Raw genomic sequence first — 23755 nt, forward strand, 5'->3', positions numbered from 1 at the left:
TCTTGCCGGAACAATTGATTGACTGCTATTATAATTAAATGTGATGTTAGAAGATGGAGGTCTTGCAGTGAATTTTAAAGAACGAGGATTATTAATCGTCTTGTCTGGCCCGAGTGGCGTCGGTAAAGGGACAGTGTGCCGCGTGCTCCGTGAGGAAGAGGACAACAACCTTCAATATTCGGTCTCGGCGACGACCCGGAAACCGCGTGAAGGGGAAGTGGAAGGCGTGCATTACTTCTTTAAGACGAGAGAACAATTTGAAGACATGATCGAGCACGATCAATTGCTCGAACACGCTGAATTTGTCGGCAACTATTATGGGACACCGGTCGAATGGGTTCGTGAGACACTCGAGAGCGGAAGAGACGTCATCCTTGAGATTGAAGTCCAAGGTGCTTTCCAAGTGAAAGAGCGTTTCCCGGAAGCGGTCTTTTTATTCTTGGCTCCGCCAAGCTTGCAAGAATTACGCAACCGCTTAGTCGGTCGAGGTACGGAATCGGAAGATGTGATCAAGCAACGCTTGCTCGTCGCCCGGGAAGAAATTGAATTGATGGATGCATACGATTACGTCGTTACGAATGATGAAGTGGACAAAGCGATTGATCGTATCAAAGCGATCGTGACGGCCGAACATTGTAAACGTGAACGTGTCGCATCTCTCTATAAAAAAGCCATGATGGAGGTCATTTAATGTTATACCCTTCGATTGATGCCTTACAACGTATCATCCCGTCGAAATACACGATCGTGACGGTGGCCGCGAAGCGGGCCCGCCAAATCCAGGACGGAAAAGCACCGAAAGTCGCCGCGCCAAAATCGTATAAGCCGGTCGGTCAAGCGCTAGAAGAATTGTATTCGGGTGACACGACAATCATCACGAACGAAAAAAACAACGGATGAAGTGTGACCCAAGTCGGATACGACTTGGGTCTCATTGTCTATAAGGGGGAGAATTGTGAATGTTGAACGATCGGAATATCTTGCTTTGTGTGAGCGGTGGGATTGCGGCGTATAAGGCGTGCGCGCTCACGTCGAAACTTGTCCAGGCTGGTGCGAACGTTCGGGTGGCAATGACCGCGTCAGCCGAAGAATTTGTCGGGAAAGCGACGTTTCAGGCGCTCAGTCGAAACCCGGTATACACCGACGTGTTCGAGGAACATGACCCGACCAAAATCGCCCACATCGACGTTGTCGATACGAGTGACTTGATCGTCGTCGCACCTGCCACGGCGAACATGATCGCGAAACTCGCGGCCGGTATTGCCGATGACTTCATCACGACCTCAATCTTAGCGGCGAAATGCCCGGTCATCGTCTCACCGGCGATGAACGTCAATATGCTTGAACATCCGGCCACACGTCGCAATATCGAAACGCTCAAAACGTTCGGTTATCAAATCATCGAGCCCGGTGTCGGCAACCTCGCCTGCGGCTGGATTGGGGGGGGACGTCTACCGGAACCGGAAGACCTCGTCCGGATTATCGAGAGCCAGTTCGTCCCGAAACATCTGCTCGGGAAGCAAGTATTGATTACGGCAGGGCCGACGGTCGAACGCATCGACCCGGTCCGTTTCTTATCGAACGACTCATCAGGCAAGATGGGCGTCGCGCTCGCCGAGGCGGCCCGCGATATGGGTGCCTTCGTCACGCTCGTCCATGGTCCGCTGCAAGTACCGATTCCGGACGGTGTGACCGCCATCGCCGTCGAATCCGGGAAAGATATGCTCGAGACGGTGCTCGCACGCTTTGATGACCAAGATCTCGTCATTAAATCGGCAGCCGTCGCCGACTATCGTCCGAAGACGGTCCACACCGAGAAACACAAAAAAGTACACGGGGCGTTGACGATCGAGCTTGAAGAGACGACCGATATCTTGAAGACACTCGGCGAGAAGAAGACGCATCAGCTCCTCGTCGGTTTTGCGGCCGAGACGGAGAACCTCGAGCAACATGCACGCGATAAAATCGCCCGCAAGCGGGTCGACTACCTCGTCGCGAATGATGTGTCGAAGCCAGATATCGGCTTCCGCTCTGACGACAACGAGGTCATGTTGTTTCGCGCGGACGGGGCTCATGTCCGCTTGCCTCGTCAAAGCAAACGCGAGCTCGCCGTCGAGCTGCTCACCCACTTTAAGGAAGATTTACGATGATCGCCCACGTCCACGTCGACGCCCCGGTCATCACGATCGACCGTCCGTTCGATTATGAGGTTCCGTCCCAGTTCGAGACATTGATCGAGCCGGGCATGCGCGTCTCGGTCCCGTTCGGCTCACGACGCCTGCTCGGGATCGTGACTGGTGTCTCGGAAGGGACGCGTGAAGGCTTGAAGCCACTTGAAGCCCTGTTAGATGAAGAATCATCTCTGACGGACGAGTTGCTCGACTTATCCACACACGTGAAAGAGACGACGCTCTGCTTCCGGTCGTCGGCGCTTCTCGCGATGCTACCGGCGGCGCTGAAAGTGAGCTATGACAAAGAAATCAAGGGCGAGACGCTCCCGGACGGCGTCCGGGCCGGTACCCATCTTTCCGAGTACCCGAAAGAGACGCAGTCCATCATCTTGGCGCTCGCCAAAAAAGGGGACATCTTGCTCGCGCCGGTGTTAAAAGAGAAACGGACTGTCAAGACGGACCTCGTCATCGAACTGATTGATGCGACTGTCATCCCGGGCCGTGCGAAGAAACAACAAGAAGCGATTGAGTTGCTAAAGGACGTACCGCGCATGTACTGGTCGTCGTTACGTCAAATCGGGCTATCGCGCGCCCAACTGCAAAAAATGGAATCGCTCGGTGCCGTCAAAGTGACCGAGGTCGAACTGAATCGCGACCCGTATGCCACGATCGAACAGGTCGTTGAGACGGTCCAATTGAACGAGAGTCAAGCGACGGCCGTTCATGCCATCCGTGACGCGGAAGCCGGGGAGACGTTGCTCCTGCATGGGGTCACCGGCAGCGGGAAGACAGAAGTCTATCTCGAAGCGATCGGTCAAGTCGTCGATGAAGGCAAACAGGCGATTTTGCTCGTGCCGGAAATTTCGCTCACGCCGATGATGGTGAAACGGTTCAAGCGCCGTTTCGGCGACCGGGTCGCTGTGCTTCATAGCGCTTTGTCGCAAGGGGAAAAATATGATGAATGGCGGAAGATCAAGCGGCGTAAAGTCGATGTCGTCGTCGGGGCACGCTCGGCCATCTTCGCCCCGCTCGAGAACATCGGCCTGCTCATCTTAGATGAAGAGCATGAGACGACGTACAAGCAAGAAGAGAACCCGCGCTATCATGCGCGTGACGTTGCGATTTGGCGGGCCCGATACCATGGTTGCCCGGTTGTCCTTGGTAGTGCGACCCCGTCACTCGAGTCTTACGCCCGCGCCCAAAAAGGCGTCTATCGCTATCTGCAATTGAGTGAGCGGTACGGGGGCGAGATGCCGCCGGTCCATATTATCGATATGCGACGTGAACTCGCCAAAGGCAACACGACGATGTTCTCAGAAGATTTATTTGTCGCCATCAACGACCGCATCGCCAAAAAAGAACAGTGTGTCATCTTGCTCAACCGTCGTGGCTTCACGACGTTCGTCATGTGCCGCGACTGCGGGGAAGGACTCACTTGTCCGCACTGCGCCGTCAACTTGACGTATCACCAACATGGTGACCGGCTCAAATGCCACTACTGTGGCTATGAGATTGGGATGCCATCAAAATGTCCGACATGTGACAGCAAGAAAATCAAACAGTTCGGCACCGGCACGCAAAAGATCGAGACCGAGCTGTTGAACCGCATCCCCGAGGCGCGGATCATCCGGATGGACCAAGACACGACGTCCCGAAAAGGGTCGCACGAGCAACTGTTGAAACGCTTCGAGGATGGAGAGGCCGACATTTTGCTCGGCACCCAAATGATCGCCAAAGGACTCGACTTCCCGAACGTCACGCTCGTCGGGGTGCTCGCGGCGGATGCGACACTCGGCATGCCCGATTTCCGGGCGACCGAGCGCACGTTCCAGCTCGTCACCCAAGTCGCGGGCCGGGCCGGTCGAGGAAGTCTACCAGGTGAGGCATACGTGCAGACGTACAATCCCGACCATTACGTCATCGAGACGGCGAGCGAGCACGACTATGAATCCTTTTTCGCTCGTGAGATGCAGTTGCGCCAAGTCGGCAACCATCCACCGTATTGGTACGTCACGCTCGTCACGTTCGCGGCCGAAAGTCCGCTCGTCGCCCAAGCCGAGGCCGAGCTGTTCGCCTCTGATTTCGTCGAGGCGCATGTGGCCCAGTCACGGCTGAATGGACCGATGCCGGCACCGTTGTCTAAACTAAAGAACTTGTTCCGCTATCAGTTGTTCATCAAAACGAAACATCCTGAGGCGCTATATCCGGTCCTCGCCGCGTTGCAACAGGCACGCGCGAAGGCGATCAGTAAAAAAGAGTATCAATTGAGTATCGACGTAAACCCATACGTATTCATGTGAGGTGGAACCAGATGTATAAAGTAGTAGAGATTCCAAATGAGATTTTACGGATCACGTGTGATCCGGTGACGAAATTTGATAAAAAGTTGCGTCAGACGGTCGATCGACTGTTCGACACGATGTACGAATATGACGGCGTCGGCGTTGCCGCCCCGCAGGTCAACTTGAATCAACGGCTCGCCGTCGTCCATACGGATGATGAGACGGGACCGCTCGTGTTGATCAATCCAGAGATCATCGAGACGTCGGGAAGCGAGGTCGGCCTTGAAGGGTGCTTGAGCATCCCGGGAGAGTTCGGATTCGTCGAACGGCATGAGACGATCGTCGTCAAGACGCAAGATTTGAAGGGCCGCACCCAACAAGTGAAGGCGAGCGGTTTCTTCGCTCGGGCGATTCAACATGAGATCGATCATCTCGACGGGGTGTTGTTCACGGACAAACTCGCCGTGCCGGAAAAAGGGACGGATCAACGCATCGTCTTCATGGGCACTCCGACGTTTGCCGTATCCGTACTTGAGCGCTTGCTCGAAGAAGGATACAATGTCGTAGGTGTCGTCTCGCAACCGGACAAGCCGGTCGGACGAAAACGCGAACTGAAACCGACGCCGGTGAAAGAGTGTGCCCTGCGCCACAACATCCCGGTGTTACAGCCTGAAAAGGTGCGCACCGATTATGCGGACATCTTGGCACTTGAACCGGATTTGATTGTGACGGCGGCGTACGGTCAAATTGTTCCGACCGAACTGTTAGAAGCGCCGAAACATGGAGCCATCAACGTCCATGCCTCGCTCTTGCCGAAACATCGGGGTGGTGCTCCAATCCATCAAGCCATCCTCGACGGGGACAAAGAGACGGGCGTCACGATCATGTACATGGTCGATAAGCTCGATGCCGGCGATATGATTGCCAACACGGTCGTACCAATCGAAGAATTGGACACGGTCGGTACGTTGTTCGACAAGCTGGCGGTCGCAGGGTCTGACTTGTTAATCAAGACGCTTCCTGCTTTCCTTGCTGGTTGGATTGAAGCCGTGCCGCAGGACGAGCGTGACGTCACGTTCGCACCGAACATCAGCCGGGAGCGGGAACAGATTGACTGGACCCGTTCCGGCACAGACATTTATAACCATATCAGAGGGATGAATCCGTTCCCGACGGCGTATACGACAATTGCGGGTGAACGGGTCAAACTGTTCTTCGGGTCGAAGACGTCAGGGACGGGTGAACCGGGAACGATTGTACGGCTTGAAGAGGATGGGTTTGTCGTCGCGACAGGTGACGCGGTCGCTATTAAAGTGATCGATTTGCAACCATCTGGTAAAAAACGAATGGACGGGGCCACATTTATGCGTGGGGCCGGCCAAAAGTTACAAGTCGGCGATCGACTAGGAGGATAATATGAACGTACGAGTTGCAGCGCTTGATACGCTAATCAAAATCGAACAAGGCGGCGCCTATTCGACGATTGCGGTCAACGACCTATTGAAACAAAAAAAATTAGCGACGAAAGACGTCGGCCTCTACACGGAGCTCGTCTACGGGACGCTCGGTCGGAAACGGACGCTCGATTATATTTTAGAGAAGCGGGTCCAAAACCCGAAAAAATTGGACAAATTTGTCTTGCCGCTCTTGCGGATGAGCGTCTATCAACTGTTTTATCTCGACAAGATCCCGGATCGGGCCGTGTTGCATGAAGCGGTTGAAATCGCGAAAAAACGGGGCCATTCGGGAACCGGCAAGTTCGTCAATGGCGTTTTGCGCAACGTCGTCCGGGATGGGTTTCCGGATTTGAGCACGCTGCCAGACGCTGAACGGATTGCCATCGAACATAGCCATCCTGATTGGCTCGTCGCCGAATGGGTGGAGACGTATGGTGTCGAAGCGACCGAGGCGATGTGCAAATTGAATAACGAACCGGCGCCGGTCACAGTCCGGGTCAACCGCCAACGTGTCACCGTTGACAAGATGATTGAACGGCTCGCTGAAGTCGATGTCGTCGCCACACGGTCGGAACTATCCGCGGACGGGCTCGTCATCGAGTCCGGAAACGTTCACGCGACGGCGTTCATCGACATGGGCTTGTTGTCGATTCAAGATGAGAGCTCGATGATTGTCGCCGATGCGCTTCAAGCCGCGAAGACAGAACGCGTGCTCGATGCTTGTGCCGCCCCGGGCGGGAAAGCGATGCATACGGCCGAACGCATGGACGGCGGAACGCTCGTCGCGCTCGACTTGCATCCGCATAAAGCGAAGTTGATTGAACGACAAGCGAAGCGTCTGCATATCGATGGAGTGACCGCACTTGCCCTCGATGCCCGTCAGGCCGGTGACAAGTTTGAACCGGAGAGCTTCGATCGGATTTTGCTCGATGTCCCATGTTCAGGACTCGGCGTCATCCGCCGCAAGCCCGATATCAAATGGACAAAAGACAAATCTGCTCTCGCCGGACTGCCGAAAGTCCAGCGTGAAATCATCGACGCCGTCTTGCCACTCCTCAAACGAGGTGGTACGCTAGTGTACTCGACATGTACGATCGACCCGTCTGAGAATGAGCAACAGGCCGATTACATTTTGTCGAACGGATTGACGTGGGATGAGACACTCCAGGACCGTCTTCCCCAAGTATTGCGCCCGATGGTGTCATCGGACCGCGCTGAACTCAAATTACTCCCGACGACGTTCGGGACGGACGGTTTCTATATCGCCGCATTCAAGAAAGAGGTATAAATATGAATCCAAAAGCAGTTGAAAAAAATCCATTGGTCGGTGCCAAGCCGTCACTCTATTCCCTCACGTATTCAGAACTCGAACAGTGGCTCATCGAAGCAGGAGAAAAATCGTTCCGCGCGAAACAGTTATATGACTGGATGTACGTCAAGCGTGTGACATCGTTCGACGATATGACGAACGTCTCTAAACCGCTCCGCGAGAAATTAGACGCGGCGTTCCAATTGACGACGTTGAAAGAACTCGTCCGTCAAGAATCACAGGACGGCACGATCAAGTTCTTGTTCGAGCTTCAAGACGGTTATTCGATCGAGACGGTGCTCATGCGTCACGAGTACGGCAACTCGGTCTGTGTCACGACACAAGTCGGCTGCCGGATTGGTTGCACATTCTGTGCCTCGACACTCGGCGGTTTGAAACGTAACTTAGAAGCCGGTGAAATCACGGCGCAAGTCCTCGACGTCCAACGCGCGCTCGACGCGAGCGGAGAGCGAGTCGACTCGATCGTCGTCATGGGTATCGGCGAACCGTTCGATAACTACGACGAATTGATGCGCTTCTTGCGCACGGTCAACCACGATGACGGCTTGAACATCGGTTCACGCCATATTACGGTGTCGACGAGTGGGATTGTACCGAAGATTTACAAGTTCGCCGATGAAGGGATGCGCATCAACTTCGCCATTTCGCTTCACGCGCCGACGACAGAGATTCGGACTCGTCTCATGCCGATCAACCGTGCCTACAACTTGGATAAGTTGATGGAAGCCGTCAACTACTATACAGAGAAGAGTGGTCGCCGCATCACGTTCGAATATGGTTTATTCGGTGGTGTCAACGACACGGAAGAACACGCCCATCAGTTGGCGGACTTGTTGAAAGGCGTCAAATGTCACGTCAACTTGATTCCAGTCAACCACGTGCTCGAGCGCGACTACGTCCGCACACCACGTAAACAAATTTTTGCCTTTGAAAAAGTGCTCAAAGACCGAAAAGTGAACGTGACGATTCGTCGCGAACAAGGTTCGGATATCGATGCGGCTTGTGGGCAGCTTCGAGCGAAGGAGCGCGAACAAGAAACGAGGTAATCAGGAAGATGGAATTAGCATACCGAACCGACCGGGGGCAAGTGAGGGCGCAAAACGAGGATGCCGTCTTGATTTTAGGGGACGAGCACGCCGGGATCGCACTCGTGGCCGACGGTATGGGAGGGCATGAAGCCGGGGAGGTCGCGAGTCAGCTCGTCATCGAGCAGTTTCGTCGTGCCTTCCCGACGCTTCCGGCCTCACCGATGGAGATGGAGAATTGGTTTCGCCACAACGTGGAACTGGCCAATGAGCAAGTGCTCGATTTCTCGAAACAAGCGAACCTGCTCATGATGGGGACGACGATCGCCGGTGTCTGCTGGCACGACGAGACGATCGTCATCGTCCACGTTGGGGATAGTCGTGTGTATGCCTTGCGTGACGATAAACTTCAGCAGTTGACAGAAGACCATTCCTACGTGAACGTGTTGAAGCAGCTCGGGGAGTTGACCGAGGAAGAGATACGCGTCCACCCGAAACGTAATATCATCACCCGTGCGATCGGCTCGAAAGAGCATGTCGAACCTGATCTGCAAGTGTTTGCCGAACCCGAGTTTGACACGATTTTAATCTGTACGGATGGCTTGACGACGCATTTGACCGATGACGAGATCAAGCAAGTCTTGGAACGCCCCGTCTCGGCGGACGTCAAGGCGGATCAATTGATCGATCGAGCCAACCGTTTGGGTGGGAGTGACAACATCACTGTTGCCCTCGTCCAGTTCACAGATAGAAAGAGAGGATGAATCCGATGCGAAGTGGAGAACGAATCAACGATCGTTATCGGATCGAACAGCAAATCGGCAGCGGCGGCATGGCAAATGTCTACCGGGCTCACGATGAGATTTTAAACCGAACCGTCGCCATCAAGGTGTTGCGATCTGAATTCTCGCATAATGAACAATTTATACGCCGGTTTGAACGAGAAGCCCATGCGGCGACGAGTCTGAACCATCCGAATATCGTCGCCATTTACGACGTCGGAGACGAACGCGACATCTATTACATCGTCATGGAACATGTCGACGGGATGACGCTGAAACAATATTTGCAAGAAGAGTACATATCTGTCGACGAGGCGCTTCGCATCATGGGACAGATTTGTGATGCGATCGACCATGCCCATGCGAATCGAATCATTCATCGGGACATCAAACCGCAAAACATGATGATCGATCAGAGCGGCAACGTCAAAGTGACGGACTTTGGGATTGCGGTGGCCATGTCGAACGCGACGCTGACCCATACGATGTCGGTCCTCGGGTCGGTCCACTACTTTTCCCCGGAGCAAGCGCGCGGAAAGTTCGCCGATGAGAAGTCAGATATTTATTCGCTCGGCGCCGTGCTCTATGAACTCGTGACCGGCCGGGTGCCGTTCATCGGCGAGACGCCGGTCGCCGTCGCGCTGCAGCATCTGCAAGACGACCCAATTCGACCGATGGATTTGAACCCGAACATCCCGCAAGCGCTCGAGAACTGTATTATGCAGGCGCTCGCGAAGTCACCGGGCGCACGTCATGCCTCGGTCGCCGCGTTCAAAAAAGATTGCATGACGTCACTTGATTCAGAACGTGCGAATGAACCGAAGCGGTCGAACGCTGAGCAAGATGCGTTTGATCAGACGCTCGTCATGGCGCCAGTCGTACCGGATGAGCCAAACGTCAAAGAGGCGCCCGAGCAACCGGTCGCAGTAAGTGAACCTGTGAAAGACAAACCGAAACGGAAGAAGAAGTGGTGGCTTTGGCTCTTGCTTGCGCTCCTGTTGATTGGTGGCGGGATCGGGGCTTACGTCATTGCTGACGAGATGTCCCGTGCCGTCGTCCCGGACGTCGTCGGCATGACGAGCGACGAGGCGACGACCGAGCTCGAAACGGCCGGTTTTGTCGTCGAGGCAACTGAACGGGCAAGTGACAACATTGCCGCTGGCGACGTCATCTCGCAGACACCGCAAGCCGGACGGAAGCCGAAACGTGGGACGACCGTGACAATCGTCGTCTCGGCCGGAAAAGAGACGGTCGAGATGCCGGATGTTGAAGGACTGTCCCAGTCGTCGGCCGAACGGACGCTCAAAGATCTTGAGTTCACGGATATCGAGATTCAGTCGGAGGCATCCGAGACGGTCGATAGCGGGGATGTCATCTCCCAATCGATCGCCCCAGGCAACGAGGTCGTCCCATCTGAAGAGACGGTGACGCTTGTCGTCTCGACCGGCAGTAATAAAATCGAACTCGCCAACTTGGCGGGCTATACGTTCGAGGAAGCGACGACGTATGCCGAACAGAATAGCTTGAAAATCGTCAAACGTGATGAGTATTCAACGAGTGTTCCTGCAAATCAAATCATCCGCCAACTCCCGACGGCAGGAACGGCAGTCGACCCGGGGACGGAACTGACCGTCATCGTGTCACAAGGGGTCGAACCGACCGACGTCTCAATCGAACGGGAAGTCAACGTCGAAATCGAGCCGCCGCCCGAAGGGGAAGAGGCTGAAGCGCTCGAAGTCGTCATTCGGACGGTCGATGCCCGTGGCGAAGTCGAGGTGTTGCGTGATAAGATAACGGAGACGACGACTTACTCGTATACGCTCGTCATCGCACCGGACGAAGTCGGAACCGCGACGATTGAAGTCGATGGCGAAGTTGTTCGCACGGATACGGTGACTTACGCACAAGCAAAAGAATCACAATGAAGAGGTGGCGTGCGCGTCGCCTCTTTTTCTAAGGAGGTAATGGAATGAAAGGTACGATTATTCGATTACAAGGCGGGTTTTATGACGTCATGACGGAAGAGAAACAAGAGATCCGTTGTCGCGCCCGCGGCAATTTCCGAAACCGGAACATCTCACCTGTCGTCGGCGACGATGTCGACATCCAAGACCAAGGGGATGGTACCGGTTATATATTGGCTGTTGACGAGCGGTCGAACCATCTCGTCCGTCCGCCAATCGCCAATATCGATCAAGCGTTCTTGTTATTCTCGGTAAAAGAGCCGGCGTTCTCGTTCCATCTGCTCGACCGTTTCCTCGTCTTGATTGAATCGAAGCAAGTCCATCCGATTATCGTTTTGACGAAAATGGACTTGTTGACGGAGTCGGAACGGGAGAAGATTCATGAAGCAGCGGCCTTATACCGTTCGATCGGCTATGAGGTCATCGAGACGTCGACCGAGGACGGATCGGGAATCGAACAAATTCGTGGGTCGTTTAAGGAGAAGACGAGCGTATTCGCCGGACAGACCGGGGTCGGCAAGAGCTCGCTCTTGAACGCGGTCGCACCTGAGCTTGAACTTGCGACCGGGAAAATCTCGAAATCACTCGGGCGCGGTAAGCATACGACGCGTCACGTCACGCTGATCACGCTTGCCGACGGGCTCGTGGCCGATACGCCTGGTTTCTCGAGCCTCGAGTTCCCAGAAGAACTCGAAGTCGAAGAGATGCGCTGGTGTTTCCCTGAGTTCGTCGAGCGGCACGATGACTGTAAATTCCGCGGTTGTGCCCATTTGAACGAACCAGGTTGTGCCGTCAAAGCGGCCGTCGAAGCTGGAGAAATCGCTTCCACCCGCTATGAGAATTATGTTACGTTTATGGCAGAGTTAAACGATAGACAACGGAGGTACTGACATGATTAAAATTGCACCATCGATTTTAGCGGCGGACTTCGCCAATTTAGAGGCAGAAGTGAGGGCGGTCCAAGAGGCTGGAGCGGATTACATCCATTTTGACGTCATGGACGGTCAATTCGTCCCGAACATCTCAATCGGCCTACCGGTGTTAGCGAGCTTACGGAAGAAGTCGGACATGGTGTTAGACGTCCATTTGATGATCGACCAGCCCGAACGGTTCGTCGAAGATTTTATCAAGGCCGGGGCAGACATCGTCACCGTCCACGTTGAAGCGACGAATCATTTGCATCGCGTGTTGCAACAAATCAAAGCGGCTGGCGCCAAGTGTGGTGTCGTCTTGAATCCTCATACGCCGCTGTCGTCGATTGAACATGTGCTCGGTGACGTCGACATGGTGCTCCTTATGACGGTGAACCCTGGCTTTGGGGGCCAGGCATTCATCGAATCGGTCGTCCCGAAAATTGCAGCGCTGAGCGAGATGCGCCAAGCGCGTCGTCTCGACTTTGAAATCGAGATCGACGGCGGTGTCAACGCAGAGACGGCGAAATTATGCATCGACGCTGGAGCTGATGTGCTCGTGGCTGGCTCAGCCATCTATAACGAGCCGAGCTATAAAGACGCAATCGATAGCATTCGTCACGCATCTCGTGTATAATCGTCAATAGAACAACAAATATTGTCGCAAGGGGTGTCACATTCTGTGGCTGAGAGGCATTTGCTAACCCTTTGAACCTGTTCCGTTCACACGGACGTAGGGATGTGGCGAAAATGCACGTTGCTACTCGATAGCAGCATGGCGTTTACGTCATGCTGCTTTTTGTCGTTCGCTCATATAATTAGGAGGGAATAAGATGAAACAACGTTTAAAACTACAGGCGCTCATTGAAATCTCATTGTTCGCCGCACTCGGCTTGATCTTTGATTTGCTCATCCCGTTCCGGATGCCGCAGGGTGGATCGATCAGCCTGGCGATGTTGCCAATCTTCGTGATGGCGTACCGCCATGGATTAAAAGGAGGACTGGCGACAGGAGCGCTCGTCGGAACGTTGCAACTGCTGTTCGGGGCTTACATCTTCACGCCGGTCCAGTTCCTGCTCGACTACACATTCGCTTATGGTGTCGTCGGTATGGCCGGACTGTTCGCCGGACAAGTGAAACGAGCCGCCAAGGACGAGGCGAAAAAGACGCTCGTCGTCTACTTGGTGCTCGGGGCGCTCCTCGGTTCTTTGCTTCGCTACGGCGCCCACGTTTTATCAGGGATCGTTTTCTTCGCCGAGTATGCGGAAGGGCCGGTCGTCGCCTATTCGTTTGCTTATAACATGACGTATATGTTGCCGTCCTTCCTCGTGTCGGCCGTCGTCCTCGTTCTCTTGTTCGTCTCGGCACCACGTTTCGCCACGCTCGCGACCCGGGACGTCCGCTAATGCGGGTGCTGATCGTGGCGGCCAGCCCGGAACCAATCTCGGGACTCCCTCGTGACGTCGATTACATCATCGGCGTCGACGGGGGGTACGAGACACTGTTGAACCACGGGCTGAACCCGGATCTCGTCGTCGGCGATTTCGACTCTTTCACGGGCGAAGTGCCGATCGACGCCGTCCGTTACCCATCTGAAAAAGATGTGACCGACCTTGAGATCGCGCTCGAGGCGGCCCGTGGACACGGGGCGACGGAGATGCTCGTGTACGGCGCTCTCGGTGGACGCCTCGACATGACGCTCGGTAATATTGGGCTGCTCGAGGCGTATCCAGAGATGTGTTTGTTCACGGCCGGGCAAACCGTTCGTCTTGTCGGAACCGGGCGTCACGAGCTCCCGCGTCAAGACGATCACTATTTGTCGCTCGTCCCGTGGAAACGGGCGAACGTGTCAATCCGTGGCGTCAAATATCCGCTCGACCACCACGATGTCGTCAGCCATGAGGCGCTCACAATCTCGAACGAGTGGGCCGGCGAATCAGCGGATTTGATTGTGCATGAAGGCACGGTGCTCGTGCTGTATATCAAAAAATGAACACAAAAAAATCCCATCGGCGAATGCCGCTGGGATTTATTTCGTTCGTGTATAAAAATTATACGCGTTCAACGAGACCTGATTTAAGAGCGCGAGCTGAAACCCAAACTCGTTTAGGTTTACCGTCAACGAGAATACGAACTTTTTGTACGTTTACACCCCAAGTGCGTTTTGTCTTGTTGAGTGCGTGCGAACGGTTGTTACCTGATTTAGGTGATTTACCTGTTACGTAGCATTTACGTGCCATGCGTTTCCCCTCCTTTTTTATGTGGGTTCGTCCTAATAGACACTCGTTTATATTAGCACGGGTTTTTTCACGATGCAACTAGAAAATCATAGGATGACAAGAAAAAAACTTGACATTACTGGAAAGGATTTTAATAATGAATGAGGGTTACGGCTACAATTGACCGAGTTTATGGAGCAGGTTCTTTTAATAACTAGGTACTTATTGTAGAATGTAGTGAAGGTATCATTCCGAATGAAGGAGGCTACTCCATATGGCAATTGAAATGAAGACAACATATGGCAATATTGACATCACGAACGACGTGGTCGCAACACTCGCAGGCGGTGCGGCGATGGAATGTTTCGGCGTTGTGGGAATGGCGTCTCAAGCTCAATTGAAAGACGGGATTGCAGAACTATTGAAGCGTGAAAACTACGCCCGAGGCGTGGTCGTACGTCAAGATAGAGAAGACGTACATATCGACATGCACATCATTGTGAGTTACGGGACGAAAGTGTCGGAAGTCGCATATAACGTGCAAAGCCGTGTAAAATACACGCTCGGTGAAACTTTAGGATTAAACGTTTCGTCGGTAAACATATTCGTACAAGGCGTTCGTCTGACGAATGACTGACGAGAACGAAGGAGGATTTGGTGTGGGTTTAAAACGTTTAGATGGATTGGTGTTCGCGAACATGGTCGCGAACGGTGCAGCCAACTTGAGCCAGAATGCGGATTATGTAGATTCGCTTAACGTCTTCCCGGTGCCGGACGGCGACACGGGAACGAACATGAATTTGACGATGACATCGGGTGCGAAGGAAGTGGCCGCACTCAACACGACAAATATCGCTGACGTCTCATCGAAGTTTGCACGTGGTCTCTTGATGGGGGCACGCGGGAACTCCGGTGTTATTTTAAGCCAATTGTTCCGTGGCTTCGGTAAAGCGATCGAAGGAAAGACCGAAGTGTCGACAGTCGATTTCGCTGAGGCATTGAAACGTGGTGTCGACACGGCATACAAGGCGGTTATGAAACCGGTTGAAGGAACGATTTTGACGGTTGCTCGTGAAGCGGCCGACGAAGCGCTCCGTGCTTCAGAGTCGACGAGCGACTTCAACGAGTTCATGGAACGTGTGATCGTGGAAGCGAAAGCTTCACTCGAGCGGACGCCGGACTTATTGCCGGTCTTGAAAGAAGTCGGCGTCGTCGATTCGGGCGGCCAAGGCTTGCTCGTTATTTATGAAGGGTTCCTTGCGAGCCTCGAAGGAAAAGAGCTCGAGAAGCCACATGCACCGGTCATGGATGCGCTCATCGAAGCCGAACATCATGCCCACGCCGCGCAAGGATTCATGTCGACCGAAGACATCGAGTTCGGTTATTGCACGGAAATCATGGTTCGTTTCCAAGATGAGAAGTTGAAGGATGCCCCGTTCAACGAGGACGCGTTCCGCAACGAACTGTCTGAACTCGGGGACTCACTCCTCGTCGTCGCAGATGAAGAGTTGCTTAAAGTTCACGTTCACGTCGAGACGCCAGGCGACGTCATCACGAAAGGACAGCGTTACGGTGAACTCGTCGCTGTCAAAATCGAGAATATGCGTCAACAGCACTCGACCATTCTAGAAGAAGAGCACGGCGCGAACCAACATGGCGTCCAACCGACGGCTCCGAAGACGAAAGCACCGTATGCGATCGTCACGGTCGCCATGGGTGAAGGCGTCAGCGAATTGTTCCGTTCACTCGGGGCGGCCCACGTCATCGAGGGCGGTCAGACGATGAACCCATCGACGGAAGATATCGTCAAGGCGATCGAAGCGGCCAACGCGGACCATGTCTTCATCTTCCCGAACAACTCGAACATCATCATGGCTGCCGAACAAGCGGCCTCGGTCGCACCTTGCGGCGTCTCGGTCATTCCGACGAAGACGGTGCCACAAGGACTTGCGGCAGCGATCGCGTTCAACCCGGAAGCCAATGTGGAGACGAACGAAAGCGTCATGAAGACGGCGGCTAGTACGGTCAAGTCTGGTCAAGTGACGTATGCTGTTCGTGATACGAGCATCGACGGTGTCGAGATTCGTAAAGACGACCACATGGCGATCGCCGAGAAGAAAATCGTCGCCTCATCGGCCTCGAGCCTCGAAGCGGCGAAGAAATTAGTCGACGTCCTCGTCGATGCCGACGACGAGATCATCACGATCTTGACGGGCGAAGGTTCCTCAGCAGAAGACGTGGAGGCACTCTCGGCGTACATCGAGTCGAAGAACGACGAGATCGAAATCGAGGTTCATGACGGGAAACAACCGCTCTACTCCTACATTTTTAGTGTGGAATAAGCTGTAACTCAGCCCTACCTTCTGTATAATGAAGGTAGGGTTTTTTTGAAAGGGGGAAATGCGATGAAATATCGCAGTGTGTTTGATATCATCGGACCGGTCATGGTCGGTCCATCGAGTTCGCATACGGCGGGCGCCGCCCGCATCGGTCTCATGGCGGGAAAACTGTTCGGGCGGACGCCACGGCTCGCGCACATCACGTTTTATGGGTCGTTCGCCGATACGTATCGGGGACACGGGACCGATGTGGCCATCGTCGGTGGCATCATGGGCTTCGATACGTTTGATTTGCGCATCCCGCAAGCGCTCGATCTCGCGAAAGAACGCGGCATCGAGGTCGTCTTTGAGACGAGCGATGCGCTGACGGATCATCCGAACACGGGCCGCGTCCGCCTAGAAGACGAGGACGGCACGTTTGAGATCGTCGGAATTTCAATCGGCGGCGGGACGATCGAGATCACCGAGTTGAACGGATTCCCGCTCAAATTGTCGGGCGGCGGGCCGGCACTCGTCGTCTTGCACCACGATCGCTTCGGGGCAATCGCGGCCGTGACGGGGATTTTGGCCAGACATGAGTTGAACATCGGCCATATGGAAGTGAGCCGTCATGAGAAAGGCAAGCAAGCGCTCATGGCGATCGAGATTGATGATCATTTGTCAAAAGACGTGTTAGCGGAAATCGAGCGGTTACCTCAAATCGAGCGGGTAGCCATCTTTGGGGAATAAGGAGACACCAATATGTTTAAATCAGTAGAAGAATTAGTCAGAACGGCAACGGAACGAGGGATTCCGATCTCAGAAGTGATGATCGAGCAAGAAGTGCACGTCAGACGCTCGACGCGTGAAGACGTCGTCGGCATGATGGAACGCAACCTCGAGGTGATGGAAGAAGCGGTTGCACGGGCACTCGAAGGCGTGACGTCCGTGACGGGGTTGACGGGGAATGACGCCGTGCTCATGACCGACTATATCCGCTCGGGCAAGTCGCTCGCTGGGGATTTGATTTTAGACGCGGTCGCCAAAGCGATCGGGACGAATGAAGTCAACGCGGCGATGGGACGCATCTGTGCGACCCCGACGGCCGGCAGCGCCGGTGTCGTACCGGGTACGTTGTTTGCGGTCAAAGAACGTCTGGAAATGGACCGCGAGGCAATGGTCCGGTACTTGTTCACGTCTGGTGCGTTCGGGTTCGTCGTCGCCAACAACGCCTCGATTTCAGGGGCGGCCGGTGGTTGTCAGGCGGAAGTCGGTTCGGCGACCGGAATGGCCGCGGCGGCCATCGTCGAAGCAGCCGGTGGGACGCCGGAACAATCGGCGACGGCGTTTGCGATCGCCTTGAAAAACATGCTCGGTCTCGTCTGTGACCCGGTGGCGGGTCTCGTCGAAGTGCCGTGTGTCAAACGGAACGCCATGGGTGGAGCGAACGCGATTGTCGCGGCCGATATGGCCCTCGCTGGTATCACGTCTCGCATCCCTTGTGACGAGGTCATCTCGGCGATGCATGAGATCGGCCAGATGATGCCGACCGCTTTGAAAGAGACAGCCCGCGGCGGACTTGCCAATACGCCGACGGCCCGCCGTCTCGAACGAAACATCTTTGGAGAGAAAGAAAATGTCGAGAAGTGAGGCGCTGACGACGCTCAAAGGGGTCGGGCCAGAGATGGCCAAAAAATTAGAGACGATGGGTCTCGAACGAATCGAGGATGTGCTGGAGCACGTCCCGTTTCGTTATGAAAATTATAATAGCGGCACGGTGACGACGGCCATCCACGGCGATCTCGTCAAATGGAGCGGTACCGTCCAAGCGGAACCGCTCGTCCGTTATTACAGTAAAGGCAAGAACCGGCTCCAATTTCGGCTATTGCTCGAGGAACGCTACGTCGTCCACGTGACGATGTTCAACCGGGCGTTCTATAAAGACAAGCTCACGCTCGGCGCCACCGTGACGGTCAAAGGGAAATGGGACATGAACCGGATGACAATCAGCGCGACCGACCTCGAGTTCGGTGAACTGTCGGACGGGCTGCAACCGATTTATTCGCTTCGGGCCGGGTTGACCCAGAAGAACTTCAGCCGGATCGTCAAGCTTGCGTTTGAACAGACGACCTCGTTCGAGGACCGCCTGCCGGAATTGATTCGGCAACGCTATCGTCTCGAGGACCGGGAGGCGATGTTAAAAGGGATGCATTTCCCTGATTCGGTCGAGACGTACAAACAGGCACGCCGCAGTTACGTCTATGAAGAATGTCTGCTCTATCAATTGAAGCTTCAGGCGTTCCGGAAGATGGAACGGTCGGGGAAAGGCCGTGCCCTCACGCTCGATAAGCCTCAATTGAACGAATTCGTCAAACAACTTGCGTTTCCGTTGACCGGGGCGCAGACGCGTGTCATCCGGGAAATCGTCGGGGATTTAGAAGTGCCAGAACGAATGAATCGGTTGCTACAAGGGGATGTCGGGAGCGGAAAGACAGTCGTTGCCGCGATCGCCTTGTATGCGACGGTGAGCGCCGGCTATCAAGGGGCGCTCATGGTCCCGACCGAGATTTTGGCTGAACAGCATCTCGCCTCGCTTCAAGCGCTGTTTGAGCCGTACGGGATTCGAGTCGGTTTATTGACGAGTTCGGTCAAAGGCAAGGCCCGTACTGAGTTGCTTCAGGCCATCAAAGCGGGGGACGTCGATATCATCGTCGGGACGCACGCCTTGATCCAAGGGCCGGTCGAGTTCTCGCGCCTACATTTAGCCATCACCGACGAGCAACACCGGTTCGGAGTCGAACAGCGCAAGATGCTCCGTGACAAGGCGGAGCTCGCCGACGTGCTCTATATGACGGCGACACCGATCCCGCGGACACTTGCCATCAGCGCTTTCGGCGAGATGGACGTGTCGACGATCGATGAGATGCCGGCCGGCCGGAAGCCGATCGAGACGTATTGGGCCAAGACCGATCAAATCGACCGGGTCCACGCGATGGTCGACCGTGAACTGACGCTTGGACGCCAAGCTTACGTGATTGCCCCGCTCATCGAGGAATCGGACACGCTCGAGGTCGAGAGTGCGACTGCGCTCTACGAAGTGTTGCGGGAACGTTTCCCAAACTATGCGGTCGGTCTCATGCATGGAAAACTGTCGAGCACCGAGAAAGATGACGTGATGAAGGCGTTCGCCAGCAATGCCCTCCAAATCCTCGTCTCGACGACGGTTGTCGAGGTCGGCGTGAACGTCCCGAACGCCTCGCTGATCATCATCCATGATGCGGAGCGGTTCGGCTTGGCGCAACTACACCAGTTGCGCGGACGCGTCGGTCGAGGCGCCGACCAATCTTATTGTATATTGGTAGGGGACCCGAAGTCCGATGTCGGCAAACTTCGTTTGAAGACGATGACGGAGACGAACGATGGATTCGTCTTGGCCGAGAAAGACTTGGAATTGCGCGGGGCCGGTGATTTCTTTGGGACGGCCCAAAGCGGTCTTCCGAGCTTCCGCGTCGCCGATCCCGTACTTGATTTAAAAGTGATGGAGGTAGCGATGCAAGACGCGGTTCGTCTGCTCGGCAGCGAGGCGTTTTGGAATGAAGCGACGTATGCGCCGCTCCGTCAATACTTGAAGCGACTCGACTTACTCGTCGGGAGCCGCTTGGAATGAGAAACAACACTTGAAAATACAATCTAAAGAATATATACTGCTATTAGTACCAGGTATTAAGTTCTTTAGCATAGAGTTTAGGAGGGAACTGAATGCGGGTACCTAAGAAAGAGCGGCAACGCTTATTGCAAGAAACGATTGATCGTAACCCGTTCATCAAAGACGAAGAGCTGTCGAAGCAGTTCGCCGTCAGTATTCAAACGATTCGTCTCGATCGGATGGAGTTGAAAATTCCGGAAGTGAGAGAACGGATTAAGCATGTAGCCTCAGAACACCTCGATGAAGTGAAGTCGCTCGCCATGAGCGAGGTCATCGGTGATATGATTGACTTGAAGCTCGATGAATCGGCCATCTCGGTTCTCGACATTGAGAGAGAACACGTCTTTAGCCGCAACGAGATCGCCCGGGGACACGTATTGTTCGCCCAGGCCAACTCGTTAGCGGTGGCGCTCATCAATGATGAATTGGCGTTGACCACTAAAGCGGACATCCGGTTTAGTCGCCAGGTCCATCATGGAGAGCGAGTCGTTGCCAAGGCTCGTGTAATCAAACTACGTCGGGACGGAAGAACGGACGTCACAGTGGATAGTTATGTCGGCGAAGAGTGTGTCTTTAGCGGAGACTTCACGATTTATCGTCGCGGTGAGGAGGAACAGGCATGAAATTAGCAATTGATGCAATGGGCGGGGATCACGCCCCGAAAGCGATCGTGGAAGGCGTCAAGCAGTTTGCCGACGCATTCCCGAACGAATCGATGGAACTGTTTTTAGTCGGAGATGAGGTCAAACTCGCTTCGTACGGGTTGACCGACCCGCGAATCAAAATCGTTCCAGCGAGCGAAGTCATCACCGGGGACGACGAACCGGTCCGAGCCGTCCGTCGCAAAAAGGACAGCTCACTCGTCGTGGCGGCCAAACTCGTCAAAGACGGAGAGGCCGACGCACTCGTCTCGGCTGGGAATACCGGTGCTCTCATGGCGGCGTCACTATTCGTCATCGGACGGATCCCAGGAATCGAGCGCCCCGCGTTGTCACCTACGTTCCCTACATATACGGGTAGCGGTGTCGTCATTTTAGACGTCGGGGCCAACCCGGACGCGAAGGCCGAGCACTTGGTCGACTATGCGATCATGGGCTCGCTCTATGCCGAGCACGTTCGCGGCGTCAAACGTCCGCGGGTCGCGCTACTGAACATCGGGACCGAGGCTGGGAAAGGAAACGCCCTCACGAAAGAGGCGTACCCCCTCCTTGAACAAGCCCCGGTCCACTTTGTCGGCAACGTGGAAGCGCGCGAGGCGATGTCCGGTGATGTCGATGTCATCGTCACGGAAGGGTTCGCCGGAAACATCTTGCTCAAAGGTGTCGAAGGTTCGTCGTCGATGCTCATGAAGATGATGAAAGAGCAGTTCACGAGCGATCTCGTCTCGAAGCTCGCCGCTCTCGTCTTAAAACCGAAGTTGAAGCGATTGAAACAAACATTAGATTATCGGGAACACGGTGGGGCCGGCTTGTTCGGAATCAACGCCCCGGTCATTAAAGCACACGGTTCGAGCGACGCGCTCGCCATCATGAGCGCGCTCAAACAGGCGAAAATCATGGTCGATCACGACGTCGTCGCGAAAATCAAACAAGCAAAAGCCACAAACTAATTCAAAGAAGGTGAGTACATGGGGAAAACAGCATGGGTATTTCCGGGACAAGGGTCACAAGCCGTCGGCATGGGCCAAACGTTCCTCGACAATCCTGAACAACTGCAAGCGATCAACCGTCGCCTCGGATTTGATTTAATCGACGCCATGGCGGCAGGATCAAAAGAAGAGCTTCAACGGACAGAAGTGGCCCAACCGGCCATCGTGGCGCATGCGGCATCACTCGCACAAGCTCACGCCAAAACGGGGGCCACTCCAGACTTGGTGATCGGTCACAGCGTTGGAGAATATGCGGCACTCGTCGTCGCCGGCGTCATCGACTTGGAAGAAGCGAGCGTGCTCGTCCACGAACGCGGCAAGCTCATGTCAGAAGTGAAGGATGGGACGATGGCAGCCGTCATCGGTATGACCGATGTCGACGAAGCGTTCCATGTGACGGAGAAAATCAGTGCTAGCGGGAACCTTGTACAAATCGCCAACTACAACTGTCCGGGTCAGTTCGTCATCTCGGGGCATGTCGATGCGGTCAAACAGGCCGAAACAGACTTGAAAGAAGCGGGTGCGAAACGCGTCTTGCCGCTGAACGTCTCAGGGGCGTTCCACAGCTCCTACATGATGCCGGCCGCGACGCGGTTCAAAGATGTGCTCGCTTCTTCGCCGTTCAAACCGGCGGCGATTGGGATCATTTCCAACGTCGATGCGGATGTCCATACCGACCCGGAAAAATTGAAAGCACTTCTCACTGAGCAATTGTACGCCTCGGTCCGATTCGAAGCGTGTGTTCGCAAAGCGATCGACGCTGGTGTCGACACGTTCATCGAGTTCGGTCCGACGTCACCGCTGTCAGGTCTTATCAAACGGATCGATTCGAAAGTGACGATCAAACAGGCGACGACGCTCGAAGAGGTGGCCGCGTTAGGAGGAGAAGTACGTGCATGACCAAGTAGCAATCGTGACAGGCGCATCTCGAGGAATCGGGGCCGCCATCGCGAAGCGTTTAGGGGAGGACGGCTTTCGGGTCGTCGTGAATTACTCGGGTAGTGTTGAGAAAGCGAACGCTGTCGTCAGCGAAATCGAAGCGAACGGTGGCGAGGCCATCGCCGTCAAAGCCGACGTCTCGAGCAGTGATGATGTGAAAACACTCATCAAGACGGCGGTCGACACGTACGGCCGCATCGATTGTCTCGTCAACAATGCAGGCATCACGCGGGACGGTATGCTTATGCGCATGAAGGAAGCTGACTTTGACGATGTCCTGTCGACAAACTTGAAAGGTGCGTTCTTGACGTCGCAAGCCGCGACGCGGACGCTCTTGAAATCGAAGGCGGGCCGCATCATCAATATCGCTTCGGTCGTCGGGATCACGGGGAATGCCGGTCAGGCGAACTACGCGGCGGCGAAAGCGGGGCTCATCGGGCTGACGAAGTCGGTCGCGCGTGAACTCGCCGGACGTCACGTGACGGTGAACGCCGTCTGTCCTGGTTTCATCCAGACGGACATGACTGACGCGTTGACAGATGCGCAACGCGAGGCGACGCTCGGTCAAATCCCGTTCAATTGCTTCGGTCAGGTCGAAGATGTGGCGAACCTCGTCTCATTCCTCGCCTCTCACCAAGCGGCTTACGTGACGGGTCAGACGATCGCCGTTGACGGCGGCATGACGATGGCTTAAAATCAGAACTTTACCAATCGAAACACATTTTATATACTTTAATTTGGAGGGATTTTATCATGACAACAGAACAAATCTTAGTAGACGTACAAGCAGCAGTGGCAGAGAAACTCGGGAAAGATGTATCTGAGATCACAGCCGACAAATCATTCAAGGATGACCTCGGTGCGGATTCGCTCGAAGTAATGGAAATGGTCATGGACCTTGAAGACAAGTTCGATATCACAATCGAAGACGAAGATGCTGAAAAGCTCGCGACTGTTGGCGACGTCGTCGCTTACATCGAAACTAAATTGTAATCAAGCCTCC

At 54.6% G+C, this 23755-nt stretch carries 24 protein-coding genes, 1 pseudogene and 1 riboswitch; of the genes and pseudogenes, 24 read left to right on the forward strand and 1 reads right to left on the reverse strand.

The genetic code is table 11. The features are described 5' to 3' along the window. The first annotated feature begins 43 nt into the window (after positions 1-43). From gmk to KNP06_RS03905, 14 genes and pseudogenes are all read left to right on the forward strand, one after another. Positions 44-691, forward strand: coding sequence for a guanylate kinase (gene gmk / locus KNP06_RS03845; protein WP_052090097.1), 648 nt, complete (start codon positions 44-46; stop codon positions 689-691). After that, the gene (gene rpoZ, locus KNP06_RS03850) at positions 691-900 is read left to right on the forward strand and encodes a DNA-directed RNA polymerase subunit omega (protein ID WP_214710579.1); all 210 of its coding nucleotides are present in this window, start codon (positions 691-693) and stop codon (positions 898-900) included. Before gmk ends, rpoZ begins: the two co-directional genes overlap by 1 nt. A gap of 59 nt (positions 901-959) precedes the next feature. After that, entirely contained in the window at positions 960-2150 is a 1191-nt protein-coding gene (coaBC, locus tag KNP06_RS03855) for a bifunctional phosphopantothenoylcysteine decarboxylase/phosphopantothenate--cysteine ligase CoaBC (protein ID WP_214710580.1), read from the forward strand. Continuing rightward, complete coding sequence (gene priA, locus KNP06_RS03860; RefSeq protein ID WP_214787927.1) at positions 2147-4471, forward strand: primosomal protein N'; 2325 nt, start codon at positions 2147-2149, stop codon at positions 4469-4471. Before coaBC ends, priA begins: the two co-directional genes overlap by 4 nt. An 11-nt stretch (positions 4472-4482) precedes the next feature. Next, positions 4483-4914, forward strand: a pseudogene (def, locus tag KNP06_RS15460) (peptide deformylase); the annotation flags it as partial. A 39-nt stretch (positions 4915-4953) separates the two neighbouring features. Further along, positions 4954-5868 (forward strand): methionyl-tRNA formyltransferase, encoded by a 915-nt coding sequence (fmt, locus tag KNP06_RS03865; RefSeq protein WP_308162237.1) that lies wholly within the window; start codon positions 4954-4956, stop codon positions 5866-5868. A gap of 1 nt (position 5869) precedes the next feature. After that, on the forward strand, positions 5870-7198 hold the full coding sequence (gene rsmB, locus KNP06_RS03870; protein ID WP_214710583.1) for a 16S rRNA (cytosine(967)-C(5))-methyltransferase RsmB: 1329 nt from the start codon (positions 5870-5872) through the stop codon (positions 7196-7198). Between the two features lie 2 nt (positions 7199-7200). Further along, positions 7201-8286 carry a dual-specificity RNA methyltransferase RlmN gene (gene rlmN, locus KNP06_RS03875; protein WP_034777130.1) on the forward strand — a complete coding sequence of 362 codons (1086 nt, stop codon included), beginning with the start codon at positions 7201-7203 and terminating at the stop codon, positions 8284-8286. A gap of 8 nt (positions 8287-8294) precedes the next feature. Next, complete coding sequence (locus KNP06_RS03880) at positions 8295-9029, forward strand: Stp1/IreP family PP2C-type Ser/Thr phosphatase (protein WP_138859631.1); 735 nt, start codon at positions 8295-8297, stop codon at positions 9027-9029. A 5-nt stretch (positions 9030-9034) separates the two neighbouring features. Continuing rightward, the gene (pknB, locus tag KNP06_RS03885; RefSeq protein WP_214710584.1) at positions 9035-10972 is read left to right on the forward strand and encodes a Stk1 family PASTA domain-containing Ser/Thr kinase; all 1938 of its coding nucleotides are present in this window, start codon (positions 9035-9037) and stop codon (positions 10970-10972) included. Between the two features lie 44 nt (positions 10973-11016). Next, positions 11017-11901, forward strand: coding sequence for a ribosome small subunit-dependent GTPase A (gene rsgA, locus KNP06_RS03890; RefSeq protein ID WP_214710585.1), 885 nt, complete (start codon positions 11017-11019; stop codon positions 11899-11901). Position 11902: 1 nt separating this feature from the next. Beyond that, entirely contained in the window at positions 11903-12559 is a 657-nt protein-coding gene (gene rpe, locus KNP06_RS03895) for a ribulose-phosphate 3-epimerase (RefSeq protein ID WP_214710586.1), read from the forward strand. A 19-nt stretch (positions 12560-12578) separates the two neighbouring features. Continuing rightward, a riboswitch (TPP riboswitch) is annotated at positions 12579-12679 on the forward strand. 76 nt (positions 12680-12755) lie between these two features. Then, positions 12756-13328: an energy-coupled thiamine transporter ThiT gene (gene thiT / locus KNP06_RS03900; RefSeq protein WP_021067081.1), complete on the forward strand. Its 573-nt coding sequence runs from the start codon at positions 12756-12758 to the stop codon at positions 13326-13328. Continuing rightward, positions 13328-13915, forward strand: a complete 588-nt coding sequence (locus KNP06_RS03905; protein ID WP_214710587.1) for a thiamine diphosphokinase — start codon at positions 13328-13330, stop codon at positions 13913-13915. The genes thiT and KNP06_RS03905 overlap by 1 nt, the downstream gene beginning before the upstream one ends. A 58-nt stretch (positions 13916-13973) precedes the next feature. On the opposite strand, the gene rpmB is transcribed toward KNP06_RS03905, so the two are convergent. Further along, a complete protein-coding gene (gene rpmB / locus KNP06_RS03910) occupies positions 13974-14162 on the reverse strand; it encodes a 50S ribosomal protein L28 (RefSeq protein WP_015881349.1) in 189 nt (62 codons plus the stop codon). A 253-nt stretch (positions 14163-14415) separates the two neighbouring features. Between rpmB and KNP06_RS03915 the strand changes: the two genes are divergently transcribed. The 10 genes from KNP06_RS03915 to acpP all read left to right on the forward strand — a co-directional run bounded on the left by KNP06_RS03915 (position 14416) and on the right by acpP (position 23745). After that, the gene (locus tag KNP06_RS03915; protein WP_214710588.1) at positions 14416-14778 is read left to right on the forward strand and encodes an Asp23/Gls24 family envelope stress response protein; all 363 of its coding nucleotides are present in this window, start codon (positions 14416-14418) and stop codon (positions 14776-14778) included. A gap of 22 nt (positions 14779-14800) precedes the next feature. Continuing rightward, on the forward strand, positions 14801-16483 hold the full coding sequence (locus KNP06_RS03920; RefSeq protein WP_214710589.1) for a DAK2 domain-containing protein: 1683 nt from the start codon (positions 14801-14803) through the stop codon (positions 16481-16483). Positions 16484-16546: 63 nt separating this feature from the next. Continuing rightward, a complete protein-coding gene (gene sdaAB, locus KNP06_RS03925) occupies positions 16547-17209 on the forward strand; it encodes an L-serine ammonia-lyase, iron-sulfur-dependent subunit beta (RefSeq protein ID WP_214710590.1) in 663 nt (220 codons plus the stop codon). A 12-nt stretch (positions 17210-17221) separates the two neighbouring features. Next, complete coding sequence (gene sdaAA, locus KNP06_RS03930; RefSeq protein ID WP_034777145.1) at positions 17222-18109, forward strand: L-serine ammonia-lyase, iron-sulfur-dependent, subunit alpha; 888 nt, start codon at positions 17222-17224, stop codon at positions 18107-18109. Beyond that, positions 18096-20126, forward strand: a complete 2031-nt coding sequence (recG, locus tag KNP06_RS03935; protein WP_138859622.1) for an ATP-dependent DNA helicase RecG — start codon at positions 18096-18098, stop codon at positions 20124-20126. The genes sdaAA and recG overlap by 14 nt, the downstream gene beginning before the upstream one ends. A gap of 92 nt (positions 20127-20218) precedes the next feature. Continuing rightward, positions 20219-20788 carry a transcription factor FapR gene (fapR, locus tag KNP06_RS03940; protein WP_214710591.1) on the forward strand — a complete coding sequence of 190 codons (570 nt, stop codon included), beginning with the start codon at positions 20219-20221 and terminating at the stop codon, positions 20786-20788. Further along, positions 20785-21774 carry a phosphate acyltransferase PlsX gene (gene plsX / locus KNP06_RS03945; protein WP_034777147.1) on the forward strand — a complete coding sequence of 330 codons (990 nt, stop codon included), beginning with the start codon at positions 20785-20787 and terminating at the stop codon, positions 21772-21774. Before fapR ends, plsX begins: the two co-directional genes overlap by 4 nt. Positions 21775-21792: 18 nt before the next feature. Further along, positions 21793-22713: an ACP S-malonyltransferase gene (gene fabD / locus KNP06_RS03950; RefSeq protein WP_214710592.1), complete on the forward strand. Its 921-nt coding sequence runs from the start codon at positions 21793-21795 to the stop codon at positions 22711-22713. After that, a complete protein-coding gene (gene fabG / locus KNP06_RS03955; RefSeq protein WP_214710593.1) occupies positions 22706-23446 on the forward strand; it encodes a 3-oxoacyl-[acyl-carrier-protein] reductase in 741 nt (246 codons plus the stop codon). Before fabD ends, fabG begins: the two co-directional genes overlap by 8 nt. Before the next feature lie 59 nt (positions 23447-23505). After that, the gene (gene acpP / locus KNP06_RS03960; RefSeq protein ID WP_021067091.1) at positions 23506-23745 is read left to right on the forward strand and encodes an acyl carrier protein; all 240 of its coding nucleotides are present in this window, start codon (positions 23506-23508) and stop codon (positions 23743-23745) included. Positions 23746-23755 lie beyond the last annotated feature (10 nt).

Origin of the sequence: Exiguobacterium sp. s21, from assembly GCF_018617975.1 — a bacterium.
GTDB classification, from domain to species: domain Bacteria; phylum Bacillota; class Bacilli; order Exiguobacteriales; family Exiguobacteriaceae; genus Exiguobacterium; species Exiguobacterium mexicanum_A.

Coding starts and splice junctions, on each gene's coding strand:
- gmk (WP_052090097.1), top strand. CDS start 44: ATGTTAGAAGATGGAGGTCTTGCAGTGAATTTTAAAGAACGAGGATTA.
- rpoZ (WP_214710579.1), top strand. CDS start 691: ATGTTATACCCTTCGATTGATGCCTTACAACGTATCATCCCGTCGAAA.
- coaBC (WP_214710580.1), top strand. CDS start 960: ATGTTGAACGATCGGAATATCTTGCTTTGTGTGAGCGGTGGGATTGCG.
- priA (WP_214787927.1), top strand. CDS start 2,147: ATGATCGCCCACGTCCACGTCGACGCCCCGGTCATCACGATCGACCGT.
- fmt (WP_308162237.1), top strand. CDS start 4,954: ATGGGCACTCCGACGTTTGCCGTATCCGTACTTGAGCGCTTGCTCGAA.
- rsmB (WP_214710583.1), top strand. CDS start 5,870: ATGAACGTACGAGTTGCAGCGCTTGATACGCTAATCAAAATCGAACAA.
- rlmN (WP_034777130.1), top strand. CDS start 7,201: ATGAATCCAAAAGCAGTTGAAAAAAATCCATTGGTCGGTGCCAAGCCG.
- KNP06_RS03880 (WP_138859631.1), top strand. CDS start 8,295: ATGGAATTAGCATACCGAACCGACCGGGGGCAAGTGAGGGCGCAAAAC.
- pknB (WP_214710584.1), top strand. CDS start 9,035: ATGCGAAGTGGAGAACGAATCAACGATCGTTATCGGATCGAACAGCAA.
- rsgA (WP_214710585.1), top strand. CDS start 11,017: ATGAAAGGTACGATTATTCGATTACAAGGCGGGTTTTATGACGTCATG.
- rpe (WP_214710586.1), top strand. CDS start 11,903: ATGATTAAAATTGCACCATCGATTTTAGCGGCGGACTTCGCCAATTTA.
- thiT (WP_021067081.1), top strand. CDS start 12,756: ATGAAACAACGTTTAAAACTACAGGCGCTCATTGAAATCTCATTGTTC.
- KNP06_RS03905 (WP_214710587.1), top strand. CDS start 13,328: ATGCGGGTGCTGATCGTGGCGGCCAGCCCGGAACCAATCTCGGGACTC.
- rpmB (WP_015881349.1), bottom strand. CDS start 14,162: ATGGCACGTAAATGCTACGTAACAGGTAAATCACCTAAATCAGGTAAC.
- KNP06_RS03915 (WP_214710588.1), top strand. CDS start 14,416: ATGGCAATTGAAATGAAGACAACATATGGCAATATTGACATCACGAAC.
- sdaAB (WP_214710590.1), top strand. CDS start 16,547: ATGAAATATCGCAGTGTGTTTGATATCATCGGACCGGTCATGGTCGGT.
- sdaAA (WP_034777145.1), top strand. CDS start 17,222: ATGTTTAAATCAGTAGAAGAATTAGTCAGAACGGCAACGGAACGAGGG.
- recG (WP_138859622.1), top strand. CDS start 18,096: ATGTCGAGAAGTGAGGCGCTGACGACGCTCAAAGGGGTCGGGCCAGAG.
- fapR (WP_214710591.1), top strand. CDS start 20,219: ATGCGGGTACCTAAGAAAGAGCGGCAACGCTTATTGCAAGAAACGATT.
- plsX (WP_034777147.1), top strand. CDS start 20,785: ATGAAATTAGCAATTGATGCAATGGGCGGGGATCACGCCCCGAAAGCG.
- fabD (WP_214710592.1), top strand. CDS start 21,793: ATGGGGAAAACAGCATGGGTATTTCCGGGACAAGGGTCACAAGCCGTC.
- acpP (WP_021067091.1), top strand. CDS start 23,506: ATGACAACAGAACAAATCTTAGTAGACGTACAAGCAGCAGTGGCAGAG.